The following is a 12,550-nucleotide window of genomic DNA, read 5'->3' on the forward strand; positions in this document are numbered from 1 at the left end:
CGAGGAGACGTCATGAACGACCCCCGCTTCGATCCCGCCCGCACCATCCGCGCACCCCGCGGCCCGGACAGGGTCTGCAAGACCTGGGGCGCGGAGGCGGCGTACCGGATGATCCAGAACAACCTCGACAGCGAAGTGGCCGAGAACCCGCAGGCGCTGGTCGTGTATGGCGGCATCGGCCGCGCGGCTCGCAACTGGGCGTGCTTCGATGCGATCCTGGCGGCGCTGAAGGAATTGGGCGAGGAAGAAACGCTGCTGGTGCAGTCCGGCAAGCCGGTCGGCGTATTCCGCACCCACGCGGAGGCGCCGCGCGTGCTGATCGCGAACTCGAACCTGGTGCCGAAGTGGGCCGACTGGGAACACTTCAACGAACTCGATCGCCAGGGCCTGTTCATGTATGGCCAGATGACGGCCGGCAGCTGGATCTACATCGGCACGCAGGGCATCGTGCAGGGCACCTATGAAACGTTCGCCGAGGCGGGGCGCCAGCATTTCGGCGGCACCATGGCCGGCCGCTGGATCCTCACGGCCGGCCTGGGCGGCATGGGCGGCGCGCAGCCGCTGGCGGCCACGATGGCCGGCGCGGTGTCGCTCACGGTCGAGTGCCAGCAGAGCAGCATCGATTTCCGCCTGCGCACCCGCTACCTGGACAGGCAGGCGGCCTCGATCGACGAAGCGCTGGACATGATCCGCGCGCACAAGGCCAACGGCGACGCGATCTCGATCGGCCTGCTCGGCAACGCCGCGGACGTGCTGCCCGAACTGGTGCGGCGCGCCCGCGATGGCGGCCTGATGCCCGATCTCGTCACGGACCAGACGTCGGCGCACGACCTGATCAACGGCTATCTGCCGCGGGGCTGGAGCGTGGCGCAGTGGCAGGCGGCGCGCGCCGAGCCGGCGCGGCACGCCGAACTGAAAGCGGCCGCCGCCGCATCGTGCGCCGCGCACGTGCGGGCGATGCTGGACTTCCAGGCGCTGGGCGCGCAGGTGGTCGACTACGGCAACAACATCCGGCAGGTCGCGTTCGACGACGGCGTGGCGAACGCGTTCGACTTCCCCGGCTTCGTGCCCGCCTACATCCGGCCGCAGTTCTGCGAAGGGCGCGGGCCGTTCCGGTGGGTGGCGCTGTCCGGCGACCCCGAGGATATCTACAGGACGGATGCGAAGATCAAGGAACTGTTCCCGCACCACGCCAACGTGCACCGCTGGCTCGACATGGCGCGCGAGCGCATCGCCTTCCAGGGCCTGCCCGCGCGCATCTGCTGGCTGGGCCTGGGCGAGCGCCACGTCGCCGGCCTGGCGTTCAACGAGATGGTGAAGAACGGCGAGCTGAAGGCGCCGGTCGTGATCGGCCGCGACCACCTGGACACGGGTTCCGTGGCCAGCCCGAACCGCGAGACGGAAAGCATGAAGGACGGCAGCGACGCCGTTTCCGACTGGCCGCTGCTCAATGCGCTGCTGAACACGGCCGGCGGCGCCACCTGGGTATCGCTGCACCATGGCGGCGGCGTGGGGATGGGCTACTCGCAGCATGCCGGCATGGTCATCGTGGCGGACGGCACCGTGGCCGCCGCGGCGCGGCTGGCCCGCGTGCTCGTCAACGACAGCGGCTCCGGCGTGATGCGCCATGCCGACGCCGGCTACGACACCGCCATTGCCTGCGCGCAGCGCAACAACCTCAACCTGCCAATGCTGAAATGACCATGCAAGCCACTCTTACCATCAAGCCCGGCCAGCTGGCGCTGGCCGAACTGCGCGCCGCCTGGACGTCGGCCGGCACGATCGCACTGGCGCGCGAAGCCTATGCGCAGATCGATGCCGCCGCCCGGGCCGTGCAGGCCATCGTGCAGAAGGGCGACGCCGCCTACGGCATCAATACCGGCTTCGGCCTGCTGGCGAAAACCCGCATCCCGGACGACCAGCTGGAACAATTGCAGCGCAACCTGATCCTGTCGCACTCGGTGGGTACCGGCGAGCTGATGGCGGACCATACGGTGCGCCTGCTGATGCTCACGAAGATCGGCAGCCTGGCGCGGGGCTTTTCCGGCATCCGCGCGGTCGTCATCGATACGCTGGTCGCGCTGTACAACGCCGGCATCATGCCGGCCATCCCGGTCAAGGGATCGGTCGGCGCCTCGGGCGACCTGGCGCCGCTGGCGCACATGACGCTGGCGCTGCTGGGCGTGGGCCAGGTGCGCGTGAGAGGCGAACTGCTGGACGCGGCGGACGCCCTGCGGGCGGCCGGCATCGCGCCGGTAGTGCTGGCGCCGAAGGAAGGGCTGGCGCTGATCAACGGCACCCAGGCTTCCACCGCGCTGGCGCTGCATGGCCTGTTCATGGCCGAGCGGCTGCTCGAGGCGGGCATGGTGACCGGTTCGCTGTCGCTCGATGCCGCCAAGGGCAGCGATGCGCCGTTCGACGCCCGCGTGCACGAAGTGCGCGGCCAGCCGGGCCAGATCGCCGCGGCCGCCATCTACCGCCAGCTGGTGACGGACAGCGCGATCCGCGCCTCGCACCTGGTGGGCGACGAACGGGTGCAGGATCCCTACTGCCTGCGCTGCCAGCCGCAGGTGATGGGCGCGTGCATGGACCTGATCGGCAATGCCACCCGCACGCTGCTGATCGAGGCCAATGCCGTAACCGACAACCCGCTGATCTTCCGCGACGGCGAGGGAGCCGACGGCGGCGTACGTATCGTCTCCGGAGGCAACTTCCACGCCGAGCCGGTGGCCTTCGCCGCCGATACGCTGGCGCTGGCGATCGCGGAAATCGGCGCCATCGCCGAGCGCCGCATCGCGCTGCTGATCGACGCCACGCTGTCCGGCCTGCCGCCGTTCCTGGTGCGCGAGCCCGGCGTCAATTCCGGCTTCATGATCGCGCACGTCACGGCGGCCGCGCTGGCATCGGAAAACAAGTCGATCGCCCATCCGGCCAGCGTGGACAGCCTGCCCACGTCCGCCAACCAGGAAGACCATGTGAGCATGGCCACCTTCGCGGCGCGCCGGCTCGACGAAATGGCGCACAATACCGCGGCCATCCTCGGCATCGAGCTGCTGGCAGCCGCGCAGGGCATCGATTTCCACCGGCCGTTGACGACGTCGCCTCACCTGGAGCACGTGCACGCCCAATTGCGCAGGCAGGTGCCGTTCTTCGACGTCGACCGGTACTTCGCACCCGATATCGAGGCGGCCAGGCGGATGGTGCTCGGCGGCGACCTGTCCGCCGATTGCCGCAGCCTGTTCGCGCCGCTGCATCCGTAGGGAGGCCGCATGGAGACTTCGAGCACCGATTTCCACTTCGAGGCGGGCACGATGCCGCTGCTGGTCTCGATGCCCCACGTGGGCACCGGCATTCCGGACGACGTGGCCGCCGCGATGACGCCCGCCGCGCTGCAAAAGGCGGACACGGACTGGCACCTGCGCGAGCTGTACGGCTTCGCGCGCGAACTGGGCGCCTCGACGCTGGCGGCGCACTGGTCGCGCTACGTGATCGACCTGAACCGCCCGGCCGACAACACCAGCCTGTACCCGGGGCAGGATACGACCGGCCTGTGCCCGCTCGATACGTTCGCCTGCGAACCGCTGTACCAGCCGGGCCGGACGCCGGACGACGCGGAAGTGCGGCGCCGCCTGGCCCTGTACTGGCAGCCGTACCACGACCAGCTGCAGGCGGAGCTGCACCGGCTGCTGGCCGCGCACGGCAAGGTGGTGCTGTGGGAAGCGCATTCGATAGCCTCCATCGTGCCGCGCTTCTTCGAAGGCAGGCTGCCGGACCTGAACTTCGGCAGCGCCGACGGCACCAGCTGCGATCCGGCGCTCACGGACCTCGTGGCCGCGGTGGCGCGGGCCGATGGCCGCTACACGATCGCCGTCAACGGCCGCTTCAAGGGCGGCCACATCACGCGCACCTACGGCCAGCCGGGCGCCGGCCTCCACGCGCTGCAGCTGGAAATGTGCCAGGGCACCTACATGGATGAAAGCGCGCCGTTCGGCTACCGCCCCGACCTGGCGGCGCGGGTGCAGCCGGTGCTCCGGCAAATGCTGCAGGCGGCCGCCGGTTGGGCCCGAGAGGGGAGCGGGGCGTGAGCGCCCTGTTCGCACGGCACGCGCTGCTGCCCGACGGCTGGCGGCGCGACGTGCTGCTGGAATGGGATGGCGATGGCCGTTTCACCGGGGTGGCGGCCGGGACCGCGCCGCCCCTGGGTATCGAACAGGTTGAGTATGTTCTGCCCGGCATGGTCAACCTGCATTCGCACAGTTTCCAGCGCGCACTGTCGGGTCTGACGGAAATCGCCGGTGCGGATGAACGGAACCCGGACAGCTTCTGGACCTGGCGCGACCTGATGTACCGCTTCGCCCTGGGCATCGCGCCCGGGCAGATGGAAGCCATCGCCGCCCAGCTGTTCGTGGAATGCCTGCGCCATGGCTACACCTCGGTCTGCGAGTTCCATTATGTCCACCGTGCGCCCGATGGCGCGTTATACCCGGATGTGGCCGAGACGGCCCGGCGCGTGATCGCCGGCGCGCACCAGGCCGGCATCGGCGTCACGATGTTGCCGGTGCTCTACAGTTATGCGGGTTTCGGCGACGCGCCGCTGCGCAGCGAACAGCGCCGCTTCCGCACCGGCCCGGCGGAAATCCTGGCGATCGCCGCCGCGCTGGAACCGTTGCGCGGTACGATGGTCGAAGTTGGCGTGGCGCCGCATTCGTTGCGGGCGGCATCGGTGGCGCAGATCCGCGAAGTGCTGGCGGCGCTGCCGCCAGGGCGGCCGGTGCACATCCACATCGCCGAGCAGGAGGCCGAGGTGCGGCAGTGCATCGACCATGGCGGGCGCCGCCCGGTGCAGTTCCTGTACGATAATCTGCCGGTCGACGAGCGCTGGTGCCTCGTGCACGCCACGCATGTGGAGGCCGATGAAGTGGCTTGCATGGCCGCCAGCGGCGCCGTCGCCGGGCTGTGCCCCACGACGGAAGCGAACCTGGGCGACGGCCTGTTCCCGCTGGCCCCGTTCCTGGCGCAGGGCGGCCGGTTCGGCATCGGCAGCGACAGCCACGTGTCGACCAGCCCGGTCGAGGAACTGCGCTGGCTCGAATACGGCCAGCGGCTGGCGGCGCGGCGGCGCAATGTCGCGCTGTCTCCCGCGATGCCGCGCGAACGCCGCGTGGGCGATCATTTGTGGCGTGCCGCCCTGGCAGGGGGCGCGCAGGCTTCGGGGCGGCAGGTGGGCGCGCTGGCGCCGGCATACGCCGCCGACCTGCTGGTACTGGATGAGGCGCATCCGAACGTGTCCGCGCCGCCCGAGCTGCTGAACGGGTTCATTTTCAGCGGCAACGACAACCTGGTGAAGGATGTCCTGGCCGGCGGACGGTGGGTGGTCCGTGGCCGGGAACACGTGGCGCAGGCGGCCATCGCCGCGCGCTTCAAGGAAACGTTGGCCAACCTGCGCGAGCTGCGATCATGACAACGCTGATACAGTATGCAAGCCTGCATCCCACCCCCTGGAAGAACGGCGGCGGGTGCACCACCGAAATCCTCGCGTCGCCGCCCGGCGCCACGCTGGACGACTTCGACTTTCGCATCAGCCTGGCGACGATCGCCCAGAGCGGCCCCTTTTCCCTGTTCCCCGGCGTGGACCGCACGCTGTCGCTGGTCGATGGCGGCAGTGTCGTGCTGGACGTGGGCAACGAGCGCAAGGTGGCGCTCAGCGACCGCGAACCGGTGGTCGCCTTTCCCGGCGAGATGCCTGTTTCCGCCACCGTGGACGGCACCCCCACCGTCGATTTCAACGTGATGACGCGCCGTGGCCGCTGCTCGCACCAGGTGGAACGCCGCGTGTTCCGCGACTATTCCGAGCTGGAGCGGCGCAGCGCGCTGACGGTGCTGTTCCTGGCCGAAGGCGACGCGCTCACCGTGCACAGCGAGCGCGAGCGCATGTCGATGGTGCTGTACGACGCCGTGGTGCTCGACCGCGAACACACGTGGATGCTGGAGGCGCCCCGTGCCACCGTCTATATTGTTGATATCATCCCCGATCACGACAAGGATGAGGATATGGCCGAATGAGTGGATGGGACCTGCTGATCGAGAACGTGCACCTGGCCACGCTGGCCGGCGATGCGGGACATGACGGAAACGAAGGCTATGGAACCATCCGCGACGGCGCGATCGCCGTGCGCGGCGGGCGCATCGCCTGGCTCGGCCCACGCGCCGAAGCGGCGCTGCACGGCAGCGCCCGTGAAGAGCGCGACGGCGGCGGCTGCTGGCTTACGCCGGGGCTGATCGACTGCCACACGCACATCGTCCATGCCGGCAACCGCAGCGACGAATTCGAAGCGCGCCTGAACGGCGCCACCTACGAGGACATCGCCCGTGCCGGCGGCGGCATCATGTCCACCGTGCGCGCCACCCGCGCCGCCAGCGAGGAAGCGTTGCTCGCGCAGAGCCTGCCGCGCATCCGCAGCCTGCTGGCGGAGGGCGTGACCACGCTGGAGATCAAGTCCGGCTATGGCCTCGACGAGGCCTGCGAAGCGAAGATGCTGCGCGTGGCAAGGCGCGTGGGGCAGGTGCTGCCGGTGCGCGTCGCCACCACGTTCCTGGGCGCGCACGCGCTGCCGCCCGAGTACGCGGAGCGGGCCGACGACTATATCGACGCGGTGTGCGGCATGGTGCCGGCGCTGGCGGCCGAGGGGCTCGTCGATGCCGTCGACGCGTTCTGCGAGCGCATCGGTTTTACGGCGGCGCAAACGGAGCGCGTGTTCGAAGCGGCGCGCCGCGCGGGCCTGCCTGTCAAGCTGCATGCCGAGCAGCTGTCCGACGGGGGCGGTGCCGAACTGGTGGCCCGCTATCGGGGGCTGTCCGCCGACCACCTGGAACATGTGAGCGGGGCGGGCATCGCCGCGATGGCGGCAAGCGGCACCGTTGCCGTGCTGCTGCCCGGCGCGTATTACTTCCTGCGCGATACGACGCCGCCGCCCATCGCGGCCTTGCGCGCGGCCGGCGTGCCGATGGCGGTCGCCACCGACAACAACCCGGGTACTTCGCCGATGACGTCGCTGCTGCTGGCGCTGAACATGGCCTGCACCTTGTGGCGGCTCACCCCGCAGGAAGCGCTGGCCGGCGCCACCGTCCACGCGGCGCGCGCGCTCGGGCTGCACGGCGAGATTGGTTCATTGGCCGTGGGCAAGCGTGCCGATTTCGCGCTGTGGCGGGTCGCCCGGCCGGCGGACCTGTGCTACGCGATCGGCTTCAATCCCTGCGCCGCGGTCGTCAACGGCGGCGTGTGGCGCGCACCGGCGGTGCCCGCGTGAGGGCGGCCGTTCTTGCGGCGTTCCTGTTGCTGTTCGCATCGCTTGCCTGGTCCGCGCCGGAAGACCAGGGCACGCTGCGCATCGGCTCGAAGCGCTTTACCGAATCGTACATCCTCGCCGAGGTGGTGGCGCAGACGGCGGCGCCGCATGTGAAAGTCGAGCACCGGCAAGGGCTGGGCAACACGGCGATCGTGCTGGCGGCGCTGAAGAACGGCGACATCGACCTGTACCCCGAATACGTGGGCACGATCGACCAGGAAGTGCTCAAACACGACACGCCGACGAATCTGGCGCAGATCCGCCGCGAGCTGGCGGCGCTGGGCTTCGGCATCGCCGTGCCGCTCGGCTTCAACAATACCTACGCGCTGGCGGTGCGCGGCGATGCGGGCATCGGCACGCTGTCCGATCTCGGTCGCCACCCGGAGATGCGCTTCGGTCTTTCCCACGAGTTCATCGGCCGCACCGACGGCTGGCCGGGGCTGGCGCGCCGCTACGGCCTGCCGCAGCAGCCGCGCGGCCTCGATCACGGCATCGCCTATGAAGCGCTGGCGGCGCGGCAGGTGGACGTCATCGACATCTATTCGACCGATGCGAAGATCGCCCGCTACGGCCTGACCGTGCTGCGCGACGACCGCGCCTACTTCCCGCGCTACGACGCGGTGCTGCTGTACCGCCTCGATACCGCGCAGCGCTTTCCGCGGGCATGGCGCGCCATCGGGCAGCTGGAAGGCAAGATCACCGAACGCGACATGATCGGCATGAACGCCGCCGCGGAACTGGAGTCGCAGCCGTTCGCCGAAGTGGCGCGGCGCTGGCTGGCGCGGCAGGGCGCGGCGGCCTCGTCGCAACCGGCTGCCGATACCGCGGGGGACCGGGAAAAAACGGCGCGCTCGCTGGCCGGCGTGCTGTTCGGTTCCGATCTCGCACGGCTGACGGGCCAGCATGTGATGCTCGTGGCGCTGTCCGTGCTGCTGGCGTGCATTGCCGGCGTGCCGCTCGGCGTGCTGGCCGCGTTCCGGCCGGGGCTGCGCCAGCCGGTGCTGGCGCTGACGGGCATGCTGCAGACGGTGCCGTCGCTGGCGCTGCTGGCGATGCTGATCCCGCTGCTGGGCACGATCGGCACCGTGCCGGCGCTCGTGGCGCTGTTCGTCTACGCGCTGCTGCCCATCGTGCGCAATACGTGCACGGGCATCCTCGGCATCCCGCCCGGCCTGCGGCAAGCCGCGCTGGCCCTGGGGCTGACGGCGCGCCAGCGGCTGTGGAGCGTGGACCTGCCGCTGGCCTTGCCGGTGATCCTGGCCGGCGTGAAGACGGCGGCCGTGATGAGCGTGGGCACCGCCACCATCGCCGCCTTCATCGGCGCCGGCGGCTACGGCGAACGCATCACCACCGGCCTGGCGCTGAACGACAACACGATGCTGCTGGCCGGCGCGCTGCCGGCCGCCGCGCTGGCGCTGATCACGCAGGGGTTGTTCGAATTGCTGGAGCGGCGGCTGGTTGCCGCGCGGCGCGCGTGAGGGACGGCCGCCGGCTGGTAAGCATTTGTAAAAGCAGGGCAGCGGCGGGGGTGTGCGCACTATATTGAATCCGTTGATTCTCCCCTCCCAATTGACACTGGGTTCCCGCCACGCCGCCAATGCCGCGTGGCTTTTTTTCGCGCTCGCTGGCCGTGTCACGCTCCGAGACAGGCTTGATAAATCTCAGTAAATCTCCTGGGGCCTGGCCCCAGGACATTTACTGACGCAGCGCAAACGTGCGACAGCTCGGAAAACTCAGCCGTTGGAGGCCAGCGCGGTGAGCGCGTCGCCGGTTACGCGGCAGATGCGCCAGTCGGGCAGCACGGCGGCGCCCATCTTTTCGTAGAAGGCGATCGCATTGGCGTTCCAGTCCAGCACCGACCACTCGAAGCGGCCGCACTGGCGCTCCACGGCCAGCGCGGCCAGGGCGTACAGCATGCGCTTGCCATGGCCCGAGCCGCGGCGGTCCTGCTTCACGTACAGGTCTTCCAGGTACAGGCCCTTGCGGCCGAGGAAGGTGGAGAAGTTATGGAAGAACAGCGCGAACGTCACCACCTCGCCATCCGGCTCCGCGCCGACGATCGCCTCGCACGGCGGCCGCGCGCCGAACAGGGCGTCGTGCAGCATCGCTTCGTCGGCGATGACCATGTGTTCCAGTTTTTCGAAGACGGCCAGTTCGCGGATCATCGCGAGGATCGGGGCGACGTCGTCGGGGCGGGCGGGGCGGATGTGCAGCTGGCTCATGAGGCTTTCTTCAACGGTTCGAATTCGAATTCGGGTTCGGCGGCGACGGCACGCGTCGGCGCCGGCGCCTTCAATGCCCACGCCACGCTGGCGAGGCACAGCAGCATGCCCAGGCATTCGATCATGCCGGGGCGGAAATTTTCCAGGCGCATCGACAGCAGCACCGAGATCACGGGCGTGACCACGCCGATATACACGGCCTTGCCGGAGCCGATCCGGTCGATGAGCGTGAAGTAGCAGGCAAACGCGATCACCGAACCGAACAGCGAAAGATACAGCAGCCCGCCCCAGTAGCGCGCCGAAACCGGCAACACGAACGACTGGCCGGTCGCGGCGATCCACAGCACCACCAGCAGCGTGCCCCACAGCATGCCCCACGCCATCGTCAGCAGCACGTTGGATTCCTGCTCGCGCACCTTCACCACGAGCACGTTGCCGACGGAACTGGCCACCGTCGCGACCAGCGCCAGGACCAGGCCCAGCAGGAAGCGGCCGTCGCCGCCGGCGAGGATCTCGCGCACGGCGCCGCCGATCGATTGCGAGAACAGCAGGATGACCCCCACCACGGAAACCGTTCCCGCCACCCAGGTGCGCAACGTCAGCGGCGTGCCGAGGACCATGCGGTTCAGGATCGGGTTCCAGAACACCATCAGCGCGAACAGCACGGCCACCAGCGCCGATACGAGGTATTGCTCGGAAGTGTAGGTGCAGATGTAGCTGAGACCGAACGTGGCGCAGCCTTGCACGATCGTCCAGCGCTGCGCGCGCCAGGGCAGGCGCAGGCTGTCGCCGCGCAGCTTGCACCAAGCGAACAGCACGGCGGACGCCAGTGCGAAACGGTACACGACGGACACGGCGGGCGGCACGTCGCCCAGCTGCAAGGTGATGGCCCAGAACGTGGAGCCCCAGATCAGGCAGGCGATGGCGAAGAGAACGGGAGAGGACATCGGGCAAGTATACGGCGTATCGCAACGCTTGCCCTGGAGCATCAAAAAAAAGACCGATATCGTGGGGTGTTGCGAGGTGTTGTTACCACACCCATGCCACTTGACTCGCCTCAACAGATAGAGAAGCGACAAGGAAGGTGCAAAAAACGCATTTACGATTGAAAAAATCCGTCTTGCCAAGGATCGTGTCATGAACTGGACGCTGCAATGGAAAGTCGTCTCGCTGCTCGGCTACATTGCCGCGCTGACAGCGTTCCTCGTGATGTGCGGCGATGGCGTGCTGCCGTTGCACACGGTCATCCTCCGGCTGCCATCGCCGCTTTGACCGGCAGGCGGCATTGCCGGCAGCCGGCGTTACAATGCGCCGCATGGCATCTCCACCGCTCCTGACCGGCCTGGCGCCGGTCATCGATCCCGACATCCGCATCCTGATCCTCGGCAGCTTCCCCGGCGCCGCGTCGCTGGCGGCGCAGCAGTATTACGCGCATCCGCGCAACCACTTCTGGCGGCTCGTCTCCGCCCTGGCCGGCGAGGACCTGGCGTCATTGCCCTACAGTGAAAGGTTGCCGCGGCTGCTGGCGCACCGCATCGGCCTGTGGGATGTGCTGGGTGCCTGCGAGCGGGAAGGGAGCCTCGATTCCGCGATCCGCTCGCCGGCGGCGAACGATTTCGACCGGCTGCATCACCTGTGTCCGCGACTGGAAACGGTGGGGTTCAACGGGCAGGCTTCCGGCAAGTTCGCGCCACAGTTCGCGGCGCAGGGCTATCGCACCGTCGTGCTGCCATCCTCATCGCCGGCACATGCGAGCGTGACATTCGACCAGAAACTGGCGGCATGGAAGAAGCTGATCAGCTGGCAGGATGAACCTGCCTAGAGCGCAAGCCGTCCACCATGGTCAATGCAACGCGCTCGGCCTCGGCCTCGGCGGCATGCTGGTCCAGGAAGATGCTGTCCGCCGAAACGCGTCGTTTCGGATGAACGACTGTCATATGCATCGGGTTGGCGGAGGGTGCGAATATCGCCACGTATGCTCCCCATTGCTCCGTACCCTCCAGCGCTTCGCCCGTGAACTCGATTTCGTAGGTATCCATGTTTTTGGTGGGCACGGTATTCTCCGGATAAAAAGGCGGGCGGCGCCATACAGGTTATAGCCTGGACCATCAGCGCCGCGCAAGATAAGCCACAAACGCCTCCGCAAACCGTCCGGCCAGTTTCTCATCCGAAGCGGCCAGCGCGATATGCCATAGCGAATACGGTTCCAGCGCGATCGCCTCGATCGACGTCAGCGCCTGCAGCAATGCAAAGCGCAGCGCCGCCTGCGGGTCCGCATGGCCGATCTGCCCGCGATGCACGAGCAACGGTTCGACCAGCAACGCCAGGTTGGCGGCCACGACCGCACGCGCTTCGGCAACGAATTCGGCATCCTAGTCCGAATCGAGGTAACGCGACAGGGCCCTCATCAGGCGCGGATGCTGCCGGTACTGCCGGAACAGCAGCCGCATCAGGCGCAGCGCCGTGTCCGGCAGCGTTTCGCCGGCCGCAACCACGAATATCTCGCTCCGGCTGCGCCGAAGCATCGACAGCAGCGCCGCCTGAATCAACGCATCCTTGCTGACGAAGCGGCGGTAGACACTGGCCGGGGCGACACCGGCCAGCTCGGCGAGCCGCCGGCCGGGGCTGCGGAAAGCACTACAAATTTCTCAGCATAATTTTGTGCGCCGCACAAAGAGTTCTGTGCTATACTTCGTTTCTCGGTGGGTTCATTCACATCGAGTGAGGCAGGCGACGCGAACAGGCAAGTGTAATGCTGTGACGCGGCTGGGTAAGGTACTGCGAGCCATTGGGCTTGAAGCTGCTGAACCGCCTGCTGGGTTGTCGTTCCACACTTTGTCGGATTTACACGCCGGCCGCACCAGGCAGATTGTCCTGGGCGCCCCGGAGTTTCGCACCACGCAGATAGCATGGGCTGAAACAGCGATACAAGCATTGGCAGCACATTGAAACGAAGCCCGCAGCAAGCGGGCTTTTTTTTCT

The 12,550-nt window shown here is 68.1% G+C and carries 14 protein-coding genes and 1 pseudogene; 9 read left to right on the plus strand and 6 right to left on the minus strand.

Going from position 1 to position 12,550, the window contains the following annotated elements; genetic code table 11:
- Positions 1-12: 12 nt before the first annotated feature.
- The 7 genes from hutU to GJV26_RS17140 are packed head-to-tail and all read left to right on the plus strand — an operon-like array spanning position 13 to position 8,824.
- Complete coding sequence (gene hutU, locus GJV26_RS17110) at positions 13-1,701, plus strand: urocanate hydratase (protein WP_155709889.1); 1,689 nt, start codon at positions 13-15, stop codon at positions 1,699-1,701.
- A gap of 2 nt (positions 1,702-1,703) precedes the next feature.
- Positions 1,704-3,260 carry a histidine ammonia-lyase gene (gene hutH, locus GJV26_RS17115; protein WP_155709890.1) on the plus strand — a complete coding sequence of 519 codons (1,557 nt, stop codon included), beginning with the start codon at positions 1,704-1,706 and terminating at the stop codon, positions 3,258-3,260.
- 9 nt (positions 3,261-3,269) lie between these two features.
- Complete coding sequence (gene hutG / locus GJV26_RS17120) at positions 3,270-4,085, plus strand: N-formylglutamate deformylase (RefSeq protein ID WP_155709891.1); 816 nt, start codon at positions 3,270-3,272, stop codon at positions 4,083-4,085.
- Positions 4,082-5,461, plus strand: a complete 1,380-nt coding sequence (locus GJV26_RS17125) for a formimidoylglutamate deiminase (protein WP_189441645.1) — start codon at positions 4,082-4,084, stop codon at positions 5,459-5,461. The genes hutG and GJV26_RS17125 overlap by 4 nt, the downstream gene beginning before the upstream one ends.
- Positions 5,458-6,063 carry a HutD/Ves family protein gene (locus GJV26_RS17130; protein WP_155709893.1) on the plus strand — a complete coding sequence of 202 codons (606 nt, stop codon included), beginning with the start codon at positions 5,458-5,460 and terminating at the stop codon, positions 6,061-6,063. The genes GJV26_RS17125 and GJV26_RS17130 overlap by 4 nt, the downstream gene beginning before the upstream one ends.
- Positions 6,060-7,307 carry an imidazolonepropionase gene (gene hutI / locus GJV26_RS17135; protein ID WP_155709894.1) on the plus strand — a complete coding sequence of 416 codons (1,248 nt, stop codon included), beginning with the start codon at positions 6,060-6,062 and terminating at the stop codon, positions 7,305-7,307. The genes GJV26_RS17130 and hutI overlap by 4 nt, the downstream gene beginning before the upstream one ends.
- Positions 7,304-8,824, plus strand: a complete 1,521-nt coding sequence (locus GJV26_RS17140) for an ABC transporter permease/substrate-binding protein (protein WP_189441643.1) — start codon at positions 7,304-7,306, stop codon at positions 8,822-8,824. The genes hutI and GJV26_RS17140 overlap by 4 nt, the downstream gene beginning before the upstream one ends.
- 255 nt (positions 8,825-9,079) lie before the next feature.
- Here the strand turns inward: GJV26_RS17140 and GJV26_RS17145 are convergent, their stop codons facing one another.
- Together GJV26_RS17145 and GJV26_RS17150 are read right to left on the minus strand one after the other, a co-directional pair.
- The gene (locus GJV26_RS17145; protein ID WP_155709895.1) at positions 9,080-9,568 is read right to left on the minus strand and encodes a GNAT family N-acetyltransferase; all 489 of its coding nucleotides are present in this window, start codon (positions 9,566-9,568) and stop codon (positions 9,080-9,082) included.
- Positions 9,565-10,515, minus strand: coding sequence for a DMT family transporter (locus GJV26_RS17150; protein ID WP_155709896.1), 951 nt, complete (start codon positions 10,513-10,515; stop codon positions 9,565-9,567). Before GJV26_RS17150 ends, GJV26_RS17145 begins: the two co-directional genes overlap by 4 nt.
- Positions 10,516-10,705: 190 nt before the next feature.
- On the opposite strand from GJV26_RS17150, the gene GJV26_RS30465 reads away from it, so the two are divergent.
- On the plus strand, positions 10,706-10,840 hold the full coding sequence (locus GJV26_RS30465; RefSeq protein ID WP_260114805.1) for a hypothetical protein: 135 nt from the start codon (positions 10,706-10,708) through the stop codon (positions 10,838-10,840).
- A 43-nt stretch (positions 10,841-10,883) separates the two neighbouring features.
- Complete coding sequence (locus GJV26_RS17155; protein WP_229419334.1) at positions 10,884-11,390, plus strand: DNA-deoxyinosine glycosylase; 507 nt, start codon at positions 10,884-10,886, stop codon at positions 11,388-11,390.
- Here the strand turns inward: GJV26_RS17155 and GJV26_RS17160 are convergent.
- The 4 genes and pseudogenes from GJV26_RS17160 to GJV26_RS30725 all read right to left on the minus strand — a co-directional run.
- A complete protein-coding gene (locus GJV26_RS17160; RefSeq protein WP_189441641.1) occupies positions 11,365-11,622 on the minus strand; it encodes a hypothetical protein in 258 nt (85 codons plus the stop codon). The two genes, GJV26_RS17155 and GJV26_RS17160, sit on opposite strands and share 26 nt — an antisense overlap.
- A 54-nt stretch (positions 11,623-11,676) precedes the next feature.
- Entirely contained in the window at positions 11,677-11,907 is a 231-nt protein-coding gene (locus GJV26_RS17165) for a hypothetical protein (RefSeq protein ID WP_155709898.1), read from the minus strand.
- A 33-nt stretch (positions 11,908-11,940) separates the two neighbouring features.
- Positions 11,941-12,063, minus strand: coding sequence for a hypothetical protein (locus GJV26_RS30470; protein WP_260114806.1), 123 nt, complete (start codon positions 12,061-12,063; stop codon positions 11,941-11,943).
- 51 nt (positions 12,064-12,114) lie between these two features.
- A pseudogene (locus GJV26_RS30725) lies at positions 12,115-12,213 on the minus strand (TetR family transcriptional regulator); the annotation flags it as partial.
- Positions 12,214-12,550 lie beyond the last annotated feature (337 nt).

This window comes from Pseudoduganella dura (genome assembly GCF_009727155.1).
Classification (GTDB): domain Bacteria; phylum Pseudomonadota; class Gammaproteobacteria; order Burkholderiales; family Burkholderiaceae_D; genus Rugamonas; species Rugamonas dura.

Bases quoted from the DNA above. Each gene is read 5' to 3' on its own strand.
- GJV26_RS17150 (WP_155709896.1), bottom strand. From the start codon at position 10,515: ATGTCCTCTCCCGTTCTCTTCGCCATCGCCTGCCTGATCTGGGGCTCC.
- GJV26_RS30465 (WP_260114805.1), top strand. From the start codon at position 10,706: ATGAACTGGACGCTGCAATGGAAAGTCGTCTCGCTGCTCGGCTACATT.
- GJV26_RS17145 (WP_155709895.1), bottom strand. From the start codon at position 9,568: ATGAGCCAGCTGCACATCCGCCCCGCCCGCCCCGACGACGTCGCCCCG.
- hutU (WP_155709889.1), top strand. From the start codon at position 13: ATGAACGACCCCCGCTTCGATCCCGCCCGCACCATCCGCGCACCCCGC.
- hutI (WP_155709894.1), top strand. From the start codon at position 6,060: ATGAGTGGATGGGACCTGCTGATCGAGAACGTGCACCTGGCCACGCTG.
- hutH (WP_155709890.1), top strand. From the start codon at position 1,704: ATGCAAGCCACTCTTACCATCAAGCCCGGCCAGCTGGCGCTGGCCGAA.
- GJV26_RS17155 (WP_229419334.1), top strand. From the start codon at position 10,884: ATGGCATCTCCACCGCTCCTGACCGGCCTGGCGCCGGTCATCGATCCC.
- hutG (WP_155709891.1), top strand. From the start codon at position 3,270: ATGGAGACTTCGAGCACCGATTTCCACTTCGAGGCGGGCACGATGCCG.
- GJV26_RS17130 (WP_155709893.1), top strand. From the start codon at position 5,458: ATGACAACGCTGATACAGTATGCAAGCCTGCATCCCACCCCCTGGAAG.